We start from the raw sequence: 15,099 nt of genomic DNA, 5'->3' as shown, positions 1-15,099 counted from the left end.
CTGCTTCGACGATCTGTCCTGCTGCGATGAACGCGGATCGGCGCGCCGGCTACCCCTGGGGGCCGGCCGGGACGGCACAGTCCGGGCACAGGCCCCAATAGACGACCTCGGCCTCGTCGATGGTGAAGCCGTGGTCGTCGACCGGGTCCAGGCAGGGGGCCGCGCCGACGGCGCAGTCCACGTCCACCACCGTGCCGCAGCTCCGGCACACGAGGTGGTGGTGGTTGTCACCGACCCGGCCCTCGTAGCGCGCGGGGCTGCCGGCCGGCTCGATCCGCCGCACCAGCCGGGCGGCGGTCAGCGCGTGCAGCGCCTCGTAGACGGCCTGCAGGGACACGTGGCCGACCCGCTCGCGCACCCCGGAGGCGATGGCGTCGGCGTCCAGATGGTCGCCTCGGCGCACGGTCTCCAGCAGGGCCACGCGAGCCGCGGTCACCCGGAGTCCGGCGCCGCGCAGCTCCTCGGCGGCGGTCGGCGGGTGCGGTGCGGTCATGGCTTCAACCTATCGGACTAGAGGCGAACAATTCAAGATAATGAGTATTCCAACTTTTTGATCGACCCAACTACTCCGTTCGGGGGACGCGGCCTGTCGGCCCCCTCGGCCATAATCGGCCGCCATGGAGGACCCCGGCCCGTCCCGCGACCGCGACACCCGCCACCGCCTGGCCCTGGACCACGTCCTCGGCCTGATCGCCGGGGCCGGCTGGAGCAGCTGCCTGGTCCTGCGCGGGAGCATGCTGATGACGGCATACGCCGGATCGGCCGCGCGCAAACCCGGCGATCTGGACTTCATCGTCATCAAGGACGGCTGGCCGGCCGAGGGGGCGGCGTTCGAGGACCTGTATCGGCTCATCCGGGAGAACTCGCGGGTGGGGGCCGGGGTGGTGTTGGAGGCGGAGCAGTTCGGGGACTCCGGCGACTGGACGTATGTGGACTACACGATGCGCGGGACGCGGCTGACCGTGCCGTGGCGGGTCGAAGGCACTGAGGGCACTGAGGGCACTGGGAGCACTGAGGGCACTGAGGGCACGGACGTCTGCGGCACGGTGCAGATGGACTTCGCGATGGACGAGCCGATGCCGGCGCTGCCGAGCTGGACGCGGATACCGCGGCTGGATGGCGGGTTCAGCGTCTTGTTGGCCGCCAGCGCGGAGCTGTCGCTGGTGTGGAAGCTGATGTGGCTGATGGAGGACTCGAAGGAGGGCATCAGCCGGGGCAAGGACTTGTACGACGCGGTGGTACTGGCCGAGCTCGACCCGCTCCGGGAGGGGATTCGAGCCGGAGGTTCGGCGCAGGCCGGGTTGAGACGCCGGGACGTGGAGGGCTGGGAGGTCGCGTGGAACGCGTTCGTTGCCGAGAACCCAGAGGTGCAGGGCTCGCTGGAGCAGTGGAAGCAGCGTCTCGTGGACGCGCTGGGGCTGGCGTGAGCGGTGGATTCGAGTTCCACATCACGGTCCGCGCTCAGGACGCCGCCGGGCTCGCGGCGTGGGCGGGGGAGCGCGGGGTGAAGTTCACGCACATCGTGCTGGCGCGGGGGGAGACGGTGTCGCAGCCGATGCTCACGGTTCGGGCCGGCGGGGCGCTGGAGGCGGTGCTCGCTGAGGCCGACGCGATGGCTGGGGACTTGCGCGTCGCGGGGTTCGAGGTGACGCGGGTGAAGGTGGAGTCCTCGCCGTTCGGGGACGGGGTGCCCGCGACGGCCGCGGAGGCTTCGCGGCAGCCGGCGGACCGGTACTTCGAGCACCATCTCAAGCTGCTGCTGGCGCCGGACGCCGACGAGGTGGCGCTCGCTGAGTTGGTGGTGCCGCACGGTGCGCACTTGTCGCGGAACGCGCGGCGGGTGCGCGAGGACGGATGCGCGGAGCGGTTCGTGACGCAGCGGTGCCATCGGGTCGGTGCGGACACGGCGGTCGGGAAGCTGGAAAGGCTTGTCGCGGCGGTGCGGGGCGCGGGGTACGAGATGGTCGGTGTCGAGCGTGAATACGTGGTCTACGACAGTCGGCCTTCGGTGGACGCCGGGTGGATCGGCTGAGGCGACGGGGTTCCGGGACCGGCTTGCGGCAGCGCCGATCGCTGCCGGCTGGTCAGTCGGTCCCCGCCTCCAAATAAGCCAGCACCGCCCGCACCCGCCGGTCCCCGGCCTCGTCCGGCGGCAGCCCGAGCTTGCCGAAGATGTTCCCGATGTGCTTGCTCACGCTCCGCTCGGTGATCACCAGCGTGGTGGCGATGGTCGGGTTGTCCAGCCCCTGCGCCATCAGGGACAGGACCTCGCGTTCGCGCGGGGTGAGGGCGTTCAGGGGGTCGCGGCGCGTCAGCAGCTGGGTGACCACCTCGGGGTCCAGGGCTGTGCCGCCGGCGGCCACGCGTTCCAGGGCCTCCTGGAATTCCGAGACGCGGGCCACGCGGTCCTTGAGGAGGTAGCCGATGCCGCTGGCGCCGTCGGCGAGGAGTTCGGCGGCGTAACTTTCCTCCACGTACTGCGACAGGACCAGGATCGGCAGTCCCGGGAGGAGTTTGCGGGCCTGGATCGCGGCGCGCAGGCCTTCGTCGCGGAAGCCCGGGGGGAGGCGGACGTCCAGGATGGCGGCGTCGGGGCGGTGCTCCAGCAGGGTCGGGACCACCTCCGGGCCGCTGCCGGCCACGGCCACCACTTCGTGGCCGACCGTGGTCAGCAGCAGTTGCAGGCCTTCGCGCAGCAGCACGTTGTCCTCGGCGATCACAAGCCGCACGGCAGCTCCACCTCCACGTTCGTTCCGGTGCCGTCGGTGCGGGCGCCGATGCGGGTCACGCCGTCCAGGGCCGCCACCCGGCGGCGGATGCCAGCCAGGCCGCTGCCGGCCGTGGGGTCGGCGCCGCCGCGGCCGTCGTCCTGGACCCTGATGGTCAGGTAGGGGCCATCATGCCGGAGCGACACCCAGGCGTGGGCGGCGCCGCTGTGTTTGGACACGTTGGTCAGGGCCTCGGCGATCACGAAGTACGCCGCGGCCTCCACCGCCGCCGGGCAGCGGCGCTCCGGGTCCGGGATCTCCACCGACACCGGCATCGGGCGGCCCGCGGCCAGCGAGCGCACCGCCCCGGCCAGGCCGCGGTCGCTCAGGATCGGCGGGTGGATGCCGCGGATCACGTCGCGCAGCTCGGCCAGCGCGTCCTCGATGCCGCCGCGGGCGTCGAGCATCAGCTTCCTGGCCCCGCCCGGGTCGGCGTCGAAGGTCTGGTCGGCCAGGCCCAGCCGCAGCGCCGCGCTGACCAGCTGGGCCTGGGTGCCGTCGTGCAGGTCGCGCTCGATGCGGCGCAGCTCGGCGCCGTGCGCCTCCAGCGCCTGCGCGCGGGTCTCGGTCAGCGACTCCACGCGGGCCGCGAGCTCGGTCCGGCGGGTCGGGCCGAGCAGGCGCGCGGCGTACCAGCCCTGGAAGCGGGCCAGCAGGGGCTGCAACCACAGCTGGAGGACGGTCAGGAACACCGCCATCCCCAGCGGGTAGGCGATGGCCTGCGGCCAGGTGTAGATCTGGGCGCCGGCGCCGAGCGTCCCGGGCTTGAGCGTCCACCACCAGAACGGCAGCCCCAGGTCCCACGGGATCCCGATCCACAACTCGACCGAGATCACCGGGACGAACAGGCCGAGGAAGCCGTGCACCACCATCCACGCGATGTCCCGCCACACCGAGGACGAGCGCATCAGCGCGAAGTACTGCCGGTAGGGGTCGGTGTGCAGCGGCGTGGACGGCTCCCGGATCGGGTGCCCCAGCACCTTGGCCGCCCGGCGCCGCTCGATGTTGGTCAGGACCCGGATCCGTCCGGCCACCCACGGCAGCCCCGGCACCCCGAACGCCAGCAGCAGCGCCAGCGGCAGCAGGCACACGCCCAGCAGCGCGGGCAGCGCCGTGCGCAGACCCGCGACCAGGTACCAGGTCGCGCGCAGGCTTCGGGCGAAACGGTCGCGGATCTTCATCGTCCCCAACTCTAGAGCCCAGGTCGCGGTGCGTCGGCCCGGCTGGCCCCACCGTTCATGGTGTAGCGCGCTACACCAAGAAGAGGGGACCGGGGCCGCTGGGGCGGGGAGCGCTTGGAAACTAGCGTCGAAGGCGTCCTGATCCACCGATCGCAGGAGCCCCATGACCTCCCCGAACACCCTCACCGCGACCGGCACCGCCGTGGTGTTGGAACGCGTGACCAAGTCCTACGACCGTGGCCGCGTGACCGCCCTGGACAACGTCTCCTGGGCCTTCCAGCGCGGCACCTTCACCGCGATCATGGGCGCCTCCGGCTCCGGCAAGAGCACGTTCCTGCACTGCGCCTCCGGCCTGGACCGGCCGAGCTCCGGCACGGTCCGGCTCGGCGAGACCGACCTGGGCGGCCTGAAGGAGACCGAGCTGACCCGGCTGCGGCGCGACCGCGTCGGGTTCGTCTTCCAGGGCTACAACCTGGTGCCCTCCATGACCGTCGAGCGCAACATCACGCTGCCGCTCTCGCTGGGCGGACGGCGCGCGGACCGCGGCTGGTTCTCCGAGGTCGTGCACCGGGTCGGGATGGCCGAGCGCCTCGACACCAAGCCCTCGCAGCTGTCCGGCGGGCAGCAGCAGCGGGTCGCGGTGGCGCGGGCGCTGGTGACCCGGCCGGAGATCGTCTTCGCCGACGAGCCCACCGCCGCGCTGGACCCGCGCACCGCCGGGCACGTGCTGCGGCTGCTGCGCGAGGCCGTGGACGCCACCGGGCAGACCGTGGTCCTGGTGACGCACGACCCGGCCGCCGCGGCCTGGGCCGACAGCGTCGTGTTCCTGTCCGAGGGACGCATCGTCGACGAACTGCCGCACCCGACCGCCGCGACGGTCCTGAACCGCTGGGAGACGCTGTGAGGAAGGGCATCGCCTTCGGGGTCGCCGCCGCGCTGGCGGTGGCGGCCATGGTGCTCGGCGCCTTCGGGGTGCTGATCGAGTCCGGCGTCCGCGCCCACGGCGCGGTGGACCGCTACGCCTCGGCCGCCGCGGCGGTGCACGGCGAGCAGAGCGTGACGCGCGTCACCGGGAGCGGGGACAACAAGAACTCCGAGAGCCGGCCGCTGGTCGAGCCGAACCGGGTGCCGACGGCCGACGCCGCGGCGCTGAAGGCGGTGGCCGGGGTCGGGGACGTGGTCGCGGACTACTCGTTGCCGGTGGTGGTGGCGGGATCGGGGTCCCAGGCGGGGGCCGGGGCGGCCGGCACCACGCTGACCGGCCACGGCTGGGACTCGGCGAAACTGACCTCCACCACGCTGGCCTCCGGACACGCGCCGACCTCGTCGCAGGACGTGGTGCTCGACGCGAAAACGGCTGCTGGTCTAGGAATCCGGGCCGGTGCCGACCTCCGGTTGCAACTCGGCGGGGAGCCCCAGAACTTCCTGGTGTCCGGCATCAGTGCCGGCGGCCCGGCCGGGACCCTGTACTTCACCCAGCAGCAGGCCGCGACGCTCTCCGGCCACGCGGACCGCGCCGACGCGCTGGTCGTGCTGCCGGCCGCCGGCGCGCACGTCTCCGCCTCCGCGCTGCGTGCAGCCGTCCCCGGCCTGGACGTCGCCACCGGCGCGGCGCGCGGCGACGTGGAGAACCCGGCGATCCAGAACGGCCGCTACGACAACCTGGGCTCGGCCGGCACCCTGGGCGGCGTCGGGCTGCTGGTGGCGCTGCTGGTCGTCTCCGGGCTGCTGGAGCTCTCGGTGCGCGACCGGACCCGGGAGCTGGCGGTGATGCGGGCCGTGGGCGCCACGCCGCGGCAGGTGCGGCGGGTCATCGTGCGCGAGATGCTGCGGATCGCGGTGCCCTCGGCGCTGCTCGGGGGAGTCGCCTCGCTCGGCCTCGGAGCGGCCCTGAAAGCATGGATGACCTCCCATGGCGTCCTGCCCGCCGGCTACGCGCTCGCCCTGAGCCCGATCCCGGTCTTCGGCTCGGCGCTGGTCACCGTGCTGGCCGCGGTCGGCACCGGCTGGCTGGCCTCGCGGCGGGTGTCGAAGATCAAGCCGGTGCAGGCGCTCGGCGAGAGCGCCGTGGAGCCGACCCGGCTGCCCCGCTGGCGGGTCATCACCGGATCAGTGTTCCTGGTGTTCGGCGCGGGGATGCTGGTGCTGACCTTCACCGCCGGCGGCCAGACGGCGGCCTCCTCGGTGGCCGGTCTGGTGGTCTCGCTGATGTGGGCGGTGGCCCTGCTCGGGCCGTGGATCGCGCGCGCCGGCGTCAGGGTGCTGGGCGCGCCGCTGCGCCGGCTCTGGCCGATCACCGGCGACCTGGCCGCCACCTCGGCGCGCGCCGCCGCCGTGCGGATGGCCGCCGTCATCACGCCGATCGCGCTGGCGGTGTCCTTCGGCGGCACGCAGCTGTTCGCGCAGACCACCTCCGCCAACGCCACCTCCGCCGAGGCCCGCGACGGCCTGCTCGCCACGCGTGTCCTGACCTCCTCCGGCCCCGGCGTCCCGCACGCCGCCTACGACGCCGCCAAGAAGCTGCCGGGGGTGAGCGACGTGACGGCGGTGAAGCGGACCACGGTGGTGATGCCGGTGTGGAACCTGGACACCTCGCTGCAGTCGCTGTCGGCGCAGGGGCTGGAGGGCGGAGCGGCCGCGACGCTGGACCCGAAGGTCACCGCCGGCTCCCTGGCCGGGCTGAACGCCCCCGGCACCGTCGCGCTGAGCACGATGGTCGCGCACGACACGAAGGTCGGCGACGTGCGCCAGCTCTGGCTCGGCGACGGCACACAGGTGACGCTGAAGGTGGTGGCGCTGTACGACCGGGGGCTCGGATTCGGGGACGTACTGCTGCCCCGGGACCTGGTGGCCGCGCACGCCGCCACGTCGCTGGACGACGACCTCCTCGTCAACGGCACCGGCGATCTCAGCCCGCTGACGGCCGAGTTCACCGGGCTGCACACCGCCTCGGCGGCCGACTATGGAAGTGCCCTGAGCGAGCAGGCCCACCGCGACGGTCTGATGGGTCTGATCGCGGTGGTGGCGATCGCCGGCTTCATCCTGATCGGCGTGGTGACCACGTTGGGCGTGGCCACGGCATCGCGACGCAGGGAGCTGACACTGCTGCGGCTCATCGGTGCCACCCGCGACCAGCTGCTGCACGCACTGCGCCTGGAGACGGTCATCATCATCGGAGTCGGCACCCTCGCCGGAGCCGCGGTCGCGGGCGTCACGCTGATCGCCTTCGCCGCCGGCGTCACCGGCCTGCCGATGCTGTCGATCCCGCCCCTGGCCTGCGCCGGGATCCTGGCGGCGGTGGCGATCCCGGGCACCGCGGCAGTGATGCTGCCGGCCCGCCGGATCCTGCGGCGGCGCTCGCCGCGGATCGAGTAAGGGAAACCACGCAGCGGTGACTCAGGGTGCGTTCACGGTCGGTTGCTATGGTGCGGGTGAACCACCTTGCCCCGGCCGTGCGTTCCATAGGTATACACGCCATGGGGCGTGATATGCGCGGCGTGTCCGTCAGGGAGGATTCCCGCAGCCTCCGTTCACTCCCCAGTGGTTGGCGGGCACGCCGCTCGATGGATCGACAGGATCGGGCGGACCGATAGGGTCCAGCGGTGAGCTTGGTGGCGCGCCTGGCGCGGTTCGCGGACACGGCCTCGCTCGGACAGATGCGCGTCGGGGCCTCGCGCCCCGGGGGGCCGACCGCCCCAAGATGACTCTTGTACCCTCACGCAGTCCCTCCTACAGTGCAGCGACCTACCGTGATCACGCGGCGCTGGCCGCGGGAGGGGGTACGCCTGGATGGGACAGCGTTCTTCGAAGCGTGCGGTGCCCGGCGAGGCCGACTACGTCGTCGTCGGGGCCGGGAGTGCGGGGTGTGTGCTGGCCGCGCGGCTGGCCGCGAGCGGGGCCCGGGTGGTGCTCATCGAGGCCGGCGGGTCGGATCGGACCACGCTCGTGCGCAAACCGGGGCTGATCGCCGCGGTGCACAGTGTGCCGCAGCTGAAGGCGCGGCTGGACTGGGGTTACTACTCGGTGCCGCAGGGGGATGCGCTGGGGCGCAAGATCCCGCAGACGCGCGGGAAGGTGCTCGGCGGCTCCGGTTCGGTGAACGGGATGCTGTTCGTGCGGGGGAACGCCGCCAACTACGACTCGTGGGCCGCAGAGGGCTGTCGGGGCTGGTCGTATTCGGACGTGCTGCCCAGCTTCAAGAAGCTGGAGAGCTGGGAGGACGGCGAGAGCGAGTTCCGGGGCGGCGGCGGGCCGATCAAGGTGCGGCGGCAGACGGATGTCACCACCGCGACGCTGGGCTTCATGGAAGCGTTCGCCGAAACCGTCGGGGTGAAGGTGCTCGACGACTACAACGGCGAGTCGCAGGAGGGCATCGCGATCGTCCAGCAGAGCGCGGACGGCGGGCTGCGGTACAGCTCCTCGGTCGGGTACCTGGACGACCACGGCATGGCGCAGCTCCGCGTCGTCATCGGGGTGACGGTCGCGCGCGTGGTGCTGGAGAAGGGCCGGGCGGTCGGGGTCGAGGTCGTCGCCGAGGGCGGCGGGCGGCAGGTGGTGCGGGCCGCGCGCGAGGTGGTCCTGTGCGCGGGGGTGTTCGGGTCGGCGCAGCTGCTCCAGTTGTCCGGGATCGGGCCGGCCGAGCACCTGCGGTCGCTGGGCGTCGAGGTGGCGGCGGACCTGCCGGTCGGCGACAACCTGCACGACCACCTGTTCGTCCCGATGTGCTTCCTGATGCCCGAGGCGCGGAACAAGGGGACGGCGCCGTACTTCGCGCGCGGCTTCGTCAAGGAGATGACGCGCGGCGGGACGTGGGTGGGGCGCACCGTGTTCGAGGCGGTGGGCTTCGTGCGCAGCCCGTCCGCCGAGACGGTGCCGGACCTGCAGATCCACGTGCTGCCGTGGTCCTACCCGGGCCCGAACCAGGACGCGCCGGTCCGGCACAAGGCCGACCCGCGCCGCACCCTGACCGTGATGCCGACGCTGATCTACCCCAAGAGCCGCGGCACGCTCCGCCTGGCCTCGGCCGACCCGACGGCCGCGCCCCTGATCGACCCCGCCTACCTGCACGAGCCGCAGGACGCGGAGCTGCTGCTGGACGGCATGGAGATGGTCCGCGAGGCGATGGCGCACCACTCCCTGTCCGGCCGCGTCCTCGGTGAGAGCGCGCCGGGCTCGACCCACACGAACCGCGCGGCGCTGGCCGCCGAGCTCCCCAACCGCGCGACGACGGTCTACCACCCGGTCGGCACCTGCCGGATGGGCGTCGACGAGCGCGCCGTGGTGGACCCGGAGCTGCGCGTGCGGGGGATCGACGGCCTGCGGGTCGCCGACGCGTCGATCATGCCGAGCATCGTCGGCGGGAACACGAACGCGGCGGCGCTGATGATCGGGGAGCACGCGGCGGCCTTGATGCTGGGGTGAGGGGCTGAAACCGGGGAGAGGACAGGCCCGGCTCGGAGGTGTTCCGAGCCGGGCCTGGTGCCCCGCAACGCCTTTCGGCGTCGTGTGTACCTACCGCTTCCAGAACGGAGTACGGCGCGGCTTGGCCGCCGGTTCGGCCGGTTCCAGCGACTCCAGGAATGCGATGGCGCTCTGCCGGCGCTCGTCGACCGGCGTGCCGGACGCGGTCAGGGTGCTGACGAACGCGAGGATCTGCGCGCCGTGCGCGTCCGGGTCGACCTCTCGCAGCTCGGCGATGAACTCGGCCAGCAGTTCCTCCTGCGCCTCGGCGGTGTCGCTCGCGGCGGCGATCAGGCGGGGCAGCCACATCGCCGCGAAGCCGTCCAGGTCGGGTGCGGGGGCCGCGGCCTTGTCCGGCGACATGCCCAGCGCCTCGTCAAGGAACTCCTCCCTCATCGGAGGCGTCGTAGGCGTCGGCGCCTGCGGCATCTGCGCCCGCGGCATCGGCGCGCTGGGAGCCGGCGGCGCCGCCCCGAAGCCGGGGCCGCCGCCGGGGGCCATCGCACCCGGCATGGGCCCGCTGTGCTGCGGGCTGAACGACCGCTTGGCCATGACCCTCCTGGAGTCCATCGGGGCGCTGCTGAGCGCCGAGGGCATGGAGACGCTCAGCGGCAGGCCCACGCCGTCCGCCTCGAACTCCGCCTCCGCCCAGCCGGCCGGCAGGTCGACGGGCTGCGTGACCTGCTTGAGCGCGCCGTCCTTGTTGACCACGCGGGTGTCGACCACGACGAACGCGGTGAAGCGGGACAGCACGCTGTGTTCGACCGAGGTCGCGACGATCGCCCGCTCGATCTCGGGCTGCCCGTAGTAGGTCGAGACGTACCGGTCCTCCAGGTCGCGGATGCGCCCGCGGGCCCAGAACTGCGCCAGGCCCGCGTCCGCGATCTCGGCGGCGGTCACGCGCCGGCTCCAGGCCGAGCCGTCGGCGGCGGTGCCGGTGATGACGATCGCGGGGGAGTCGGGGGAGTCGCCGGACTCGGCGGACTCAGCGTCGGCCCCTGCCACAGAGGCGGCCAGCCGCCCGGCCACCACCAGCGGCGCCCCGACGAACAGGTCCGGCAGCCGCGTCGGCGTCACCGAGTCCTGATCCACCTCCAGGCCGCCGGCCCCGGTCAGCCGCAGTCCGGTCACCAGCGGCGTGCCGATGCGGCGGTGGATGGCGTCCATGGCCTCGTCCAGGCGGTCCTCGGACTCCACCAGCTCGCAGTGCCCGCCGCCGGCCGAGGCCAGACGGCGCAGGAAGCCGGCGTTCACCGCGCTGTCGATGCCGACCGTGTGGACCCGGATGTGCTTGAGCTTGCGGCCCAGGGCCTTCAGCATCCCGTCCTCGTTGCCGACCTGGCCGTCGGTCACCAGGATCAGGACCCTGTCACGCTCCGGGTCCGCGCCGGCCAGCAGGTCGGCGGCCTGGCGCAGCGGCGTCTCCATCTCGGTGCCGCCGCGTGCCTCGACGGCGGCCAGGTGCTGCACCGCGCGGAAGCGGTGGCGGTCGGTGGCCTCGGACAGGCCGGAGGTGAGTCCGGCGGGGGTCTCGATCACGTCGTCGAAGGTCAGCACCGAGAACCGGTCGGCGGCGGTCAGGGTGTCGACGATGCGGGCCGCGGCGCGGCGGGCCGCCGCCATCTTCCAGCCCTCCATGCTGCCGGAGCGGTCCAGGACCAGCGCGACGTCGCGCGGCCGGGTCGCGCCGGTCGGCTCGGGCGGCAGGACGGTCAGCAGGAACGTGCCCGCCGCGCCCTCCTCGTCCCGCGCCACCGCCAGCGACGTCGCCGCCGCCGCGCCGCCGTAGGCCAGCCGCAGCACGAAGTCGCGGTCGGCGCGCGCGCCGGGGTCCAGGCGCACGAGGCAGCGCCCGGCGTCCCGCTCCTCCACGCTCACTCCGTGCAGGCTCGACGTCAGCGCGGCCAGCGGCAGCCCCACCGGGTCCACCGCCACCTCGATCGACAGCCGCACCGGATTCGGGAAGCCGGGCAACAGGATCGGCGGGCTGATGCGCGAGGCGTCGGGCACCTGCTCGGTGTCGGGGGCCGTGCCGCTGCCGACCTGCTCTCCGGGCAGCTCGGTGCCCGGGATGTAGCGCGGCGCGACCACCAGCGGGAAGCGGAACGTGGCCTGGCCGTCCTCGTACGGCAGCCGGCCCGACAGCGTCGTGCGCACCACGACGCGCTCCCCGGGCATGATGTTGCCGACCCGCAGCGTGAAGACCCCGGGCCGCTCCTCCTCAGCGATCGAGGCGCGCTTGCCCTCGGCGATCGCCGCGTCGTAGTCGGCGCGCGCCTGCTCCCGCTCCTTCACAACACCCTCGATCACGCGGTCGGCGGCCTCCATCCGCAGCCGGGTCACCGCCGCGCGGTCCGGCAGCGGGAAGACGTACGTGGCCTCCAACGGGACGTCGTACGGGTTGCGGAAACCCTGCGCGAGCTCCGTGCGCACGGCCAGCCCGGCCACCGAGGAGCGCACCTCGATCAGCTCCAGCGGCAGGTTCCCGCGCTCGGTCCGCAGCGCCCCGAGGCCGCCGTCGGGTTCGGGCCGCGGCGCTTCCTCGACGACCTCGACGACACCAGTGCGAACAGTCATATCGCTTCCCCCTCTAGGAGCAGTTGCAGGCGGTATCAGGCCTCGGACAAGCCGAGTCGGTCCAGCAGGTCCAGCAGCGGGCGCGCCGCCTCGGCGATCGCGGCCCGTTCGGCGGCCTCCGGTGCGCGGCCGGACGGCAGGAGCAGGGTGACGCCGGAGCCCAGGCGGATGCCGTGGACGGGTGGTGCGGCGTCGGCGGATGTGGCGTCGGTGGATGTGGTGTCGGCGGATGTGGCGGGCGAGTCTGGTACGGGTGCTGATTCCGCGGCGGCCGACGAGGCCGGGGCCGTGACCCAGAACCGTTTCCGGGCCTCGGTCTGTGTCCTCTGTGTCCTCTGTGTCTGTGGGCTCGCCCTCGGGCTTGTGGGTACCGGCACGTCCACCGCGTCCACCTCAGCGATGAGAGCGTCCAGGTCGGCGGGCAGCATCGCGATCGCCTCGATCGCGGACTCCTGCGCCCCGAGCAGCCGCTCCTGCACCGCCGCCACCGTCAGCCCGTCGGCCTGCAGCCGCTTGATGGCGACCAGCTGCGCCAGGTGCGACCGGTCGTACAACGCGGTCCGGCCGCGCATCGCCGCGGGCCGGCCGAGCAGGCCGATGGAGGTGTACCAGCGGATGGTCCGCACGTCGGGCACCTCCCTGATCCGGCCGTTGGGTTGGGTCGGTGAGGCGTCCGCCAGCGCCGCCGCGGCCAGCCGTGCCAGCCGGTCGATGGTCCATGCCGCCGTGTCACCGTTCACGGGACCTATAGTGACACTGTCATATGACAGTGTCAACGTGGCGGAAGTCCGTTGATCCCGGAGGAGGGCCCTGATACGGTCCCGCATGTGGTGGTGAGCCCCCGGTTCCGCGCGCCCGTGCTGCTCGCCGCCGCTGTCGCGGCTTTGGCCGGCGGTCCGTTCCTGGTGCCGGCCTCGGCGTCCGGGCAAGCCGCCGTGCCGCCCCCGCCGAGCGTGGACGTCGCCTCCTACGTGGTCGTGGACTACGCAACCGGCCAGATCCTCGCTGAGCAGGACCCGCACCGCAGGCTGTATCCGGCCAGCACGCTCAAGGTCCTGACCGCCGACACCCTCATCCCGCATCTGGACCCGGACCGCGAGGTCACCCCGCAGGCCGCCGACTTCGCCGCCGAGCCCGACGGCAGCGTGGTCGGCATGACCGCCGGGGTCACCTACACCGTGGCCGACCTGTGGCGCGCGACGTTCGTGGAGTCGGCCAACGACGCCGTCGCCGAACTCGCGCACCTGTCCGGGGGCCTGAGCGCCACGGTCTCGGCGATGCGGCAGGAGGCCAAGAGCCTGGGCGCGCAGGACACCACGGTCGTCGACGCCGACGGCTACGACCAGGACGGCCAGCTCACCAGCGCCTACGACCTGGCGCTGTTCGCCCGCGCGGGCCTGCACCTGTCCGACTTCCGCGGCTACTGCGACCTGAAGCAGACCACGTTCCCCGGCCCGAAGGGCACGACCCTCACGCTCACCGGCCACGACCCGATGATCAAGAGCTACCCGGGCATGATCGGCATCAAGGGCGGCCTGACCACCAAGGCCGGCCACACCTACGTCGGCGCCGCGACCAGGAACGGGCACACGGTCATCGAGGTGCTGATGCTCGGTGGCACGGACATCTTCGACCAGGCCCCGAAGCTGCTGGACTGGGCTTTCCAGGCCGACGGGAAGGTCACGCCGGTCGGGGTGCTCGCCGGCGGCACCTCCGGTTCGGGGTCGAAGATGTCGGCGGCGCCGTCGCCCACGCCGACACCGACGCCGACACCCACGCCGACGTCCACACCCACACCCACACCCACACCGACGTCCACGTCCACACCGTCACCCACGCCGACACTGTCGGATAGCTTGACCAGACTGTCGCCGCAGCCCCGTCCGGGAATGACAGTGACGATCGATGTTTGGACGCGTTCGAGCACCGATGCCGCCTCGCGGTCGCAGACCTCTGCGACATCTTGGTCGGGCGCGGCGTGGATGGGTGCCGGGGCGGCATTGGCAGCGGTCGCCGTACCGTTGGGCGCGCAGGGAGCTCATCGGCGTCGCAAGCGATAGGAGTTCAGCCCGCATGCAGGAAACGCTCCCCGAACCGTTCCTGGACCGCATCGTCGAAATCCTTCAGGCCGACCCGCGCGTCCTGGCGGCCTTCCTCCTGGGCAGCCACGCACGCGGAACCGCCGACCGGCACAGCGACGTCGACCTGTGGCTGGTCGTCGAGCCCGGGGCCGAGGACGCCTTCCTCGCCGGCTGGCCGGAACTTTCCGACCGCGTCGCGCCCTCGGTGCTCCGGCAGCACGTCTTCGGCAACACCTTCCTGCACATCACGCCGGACTGGCAGCGCTGGGACGTCTCCATCGGCCTCCCGGACGACGTTCCCAGCCGCACGCGCAGCACGGTCAAGCCGCTGTTCGACCGCGCCGGACTCACCGATCGACTCGCGCCGCCCGGCGCGCCGAAGGCTCCGGACCCGGCGAAAATCAACGCGCTGACTACAGAGTTCCTGCGGGTCATGGGCCTGCTCCCGGTGGTCCTGGGACGCCGGGAGCACGTCGTCGGCGTATCCGGGGCCGGGCTGTTGCGCGCTCTGATCGTCCAGCTGTTCCTGGAGGACGTGGCGGTCGAGGACCGCGGCGGCGCATTGCATCTCAATGCTCTGCTGCCGTCCGAACGACTGCGCGCGCTGTCGGATCTGCCGTCGCCGGCAACGACGCACGACAGCGTGCTGGAGGCACACCTGGCCTGCGCCCGCCTGTTCCTGCCCGCCGCGCGCGAACTCGCCGCCCGAACCGGCGCGCACTGGCCGTCAGAGCTCGAAGACGCCCTGCGCCGCCGGCTGCACACCGAACTCGGCGTGGAACTGGACTGACAAAGATCTGGACTGGCAAAGATCTGGACTGGCAAAGATCTGGACTGGCAAAGATCTGGACTGGCAAAGATCTGGACTGGCAAAGATGGCGCCTCTGACTCGTGTGGGTCGGGGTGGGGGTGTTGGTGCTGTCGGCTGGTGGTTTTTAGTGCCTGTTGCTCAACCGAACATGGTGTGTGGTGTGGACTCGTCTGGGTGAGTTGGTGTCAAGACACGCATAAAGGCAGGGCCTCCTGTGTAGC

The 15,099-nt window shown here is 72.5% G+C and carries 12 protein-coding genes; 7 read left to right on the top strand and 5 right to left on the bottom strand.

The window, feature by feature from the left end:
* Nucleotides 1-49 precede the first annotated feature (49 nt).
* Nucleotides 50-493, bottom strand: a complete 444-nt coding sequence (locus ABIA35_RS47840; RefSeq protein WP_370334636.1) for a Fur family transcriptional regulator — start codon at nucleotides 491-493, stop codon at nucleotides 50-52.
* A 124-nt stretch (nucleotides 494-617) separates the two neighbouring features.
* On the opposite strand from ABIA35_RS47840, the gene ABIA35_RS47835 reads away from it, so the two are divergent.
* Both ABIA35_RS47835 and ABIA35_RS47830 read left to right on the top strand, forming a co-directional pair.
* A complete protein-coding gene (locus ABIA35_RS47835) occupies nucleotides 618-1,427 on the top strand; it encodes a nucleotidyl transferase AbiEii/AbiGii toxin family protein (RefSeq protein WP_370362444.1) in 810 nt (269 codons plus the stop codon).
* A complete protein-coding gene (locus ABIA35_RS47830) occupies nucleotides 1,424-2,032 on the top strand; it encodes a hypothetical protein (RefSeq protein ID WP_370334632.1) in 609 nt (202 codons plus the stop codon). The genes ABIA35_RS47835 and ABIA35_RS47830 overlap by 4 nt, the downstream gene beginning before the upstream one ends.
* A gap of 52 nt (nucleotides 2,033-2,084) precedes the next feature.
* Here ABIA35_RS47830 and ABIA35_RS47825 read toward each other — a convergent pair whose 3' ends face one another.
* Nucleotides 2,085-2,729 carry a LuxR C-terminal-related transcriptional regulator gene (locus tag ABIA35_RS47825; RefSeq protein WP_370334630.1) on the bottom strand — a complete coding sequence of 215 codons (645 nt, stop codon included), beginning with the start codon at nucleotides 2,727-2,729 and terminating at the stop codon, nucleotides 2,085-2,087.
* Nucleotides 2,717-3,949, bottom strand: coding sequence for a sensor histidine kinase (locus ABIA35_RS47820; protein ID WP_370362443.1), 1,233 nt, complete (start codon nucleotides 3,947-3,949; stop codon nucleotides 2,717-2,719). Before ABIA35_RS47820 ends, ABIA35_RS47825 begins: the two co-directional genes overlap by 13 nt.
* Nucleotides 3,950-4,112: 163 nt before the next feature.
* Here ABIA35_RS47820 and ABIA35_RS47815 point away from each other — a divergent pair, with 163 nt between their 5' ends.
* The 3 genes from ABIA35_RS47815 (at nucleotide 4,113) to ABIA35_RS47805 (ending at nucleotide 9,370) form a co-directional block, all read left to right on the top strand.
* Nucleotides 4,113-4,853: an ABC transporter ATP-binding protein gene (locus tag ABIA35_RS47815; protein ID WP_370334622.1), complete on the top strand. Its 741-nt coding sequence runs from the start codon at nucleotides 4,113-4,115 to the stop codon at nucleotides 4,851-4,853.
* Complete coding sequence (locus ABIA35_RS47810; protein ID WP_370362442.1) at nucleotides 4,850-7,324, top strand: FtsX-like permease family protein; 2,475 nt, start codon at nucleotides 4,850-4,852, stop codon at nucleotides 7,322-7,324. Before ABIA35_RS47815 ends, ABIA35_RS47810 begins: the two co-directional genes overlap by 4 nt.
* Before the next feature lie 414 nt (nucleotides 7,325-7,738).
* On the top strand, nucleotides 7,739-9,370 hold the full coding sequence (locus ABIA35_RS47805; protein ID WP_370362441.1) for a GMC family oxidoreductase: 1,632 nt from the start codon (nucleotides 7,739-7,741) through the stop codon (nucleotides 9,368-9,370).
* 90 nt (nucleotides 9,371-9,460) lie between these two features.
* Here ABIA35_RS47805 and ABIA35_RS47800 read toward each other — a convergent pair whose 3' ends face one another.
* Nucleotides 9,461-11,986 (bottom strand): VIT domain-containing protein, encoded by a 2,526-nt coding sequence (locus tag ABIA35_RS47800; RefSeq protein WP_370362440.1) that lies wholly within the window; start codon nucleotides 11,984-11,986, stop codon nucleotides 9,461-9,463.
* 35 nt (nucleotides 11,987-12,021) lie between these two features.
* Nucleotides 12,022-12,726: a MerR family transcriptional regulator gene (locus ABIA35_RS47795; RefSeq protein ID WP_370362439.1), complete on the bottom strand. Its 705-nt coding sequence runs from the start codon at nucleotides 12,724-12,726 to the stop codon at nucleotides 12,022-12,024.
* Nucleotides 12,727-12,813: 87 nt separating this feature from the next.
* On the opposite strand from ABIA35_RS47795, the gene ABIA35_RS47790 reads away from it, so the two are divergent.
* Both ABIA35_RS47790 and ABIA35_RS47785 read left to right on the top strand, forming a co-directional pair.
* Nucleotides 12,814-14,046, top strand: coding sequence for a D-alanyl-D-alanine carboxypeptidase family protein (locus ABIA35_RS47790; RefSeq protein ID WP_370362438.1), 1,233 nt, complete (start codon nucleotides 12,814-12,816; stop codon nucleotides 14,044-14,046).
* Between the two features lie 13 nt (nucleotides 14,047-14,059).
* Nucleotides 14,060-14,857, top strand: coding sequence for a nucleotidyltransferase domain-containing protein (locus ABIA35_RS47785; RefSeq protein ID WP_370362437.1), 798 nt, complete (start codon nucleotides 14,060-14,062; stop codon nucleotides 14,855-14,857).
* Nucleotides 14,858-15,099 lie beyond the last annotated feature (242 nt).

The organism is Catenulispora sp. MAP12-49 (assembly GCF_041262705.1).
Classification (GTDB): Bacteria; Actinomycetota; Actinomycetes; order Streptomycetales; family Catenulisporaceae; genus Catenulispora.
The sequence above is the reverse complement of the archived record's forward strand: the minus strand, read 5'-3'. Positions and strand labels throughout refer to the sequence as shown.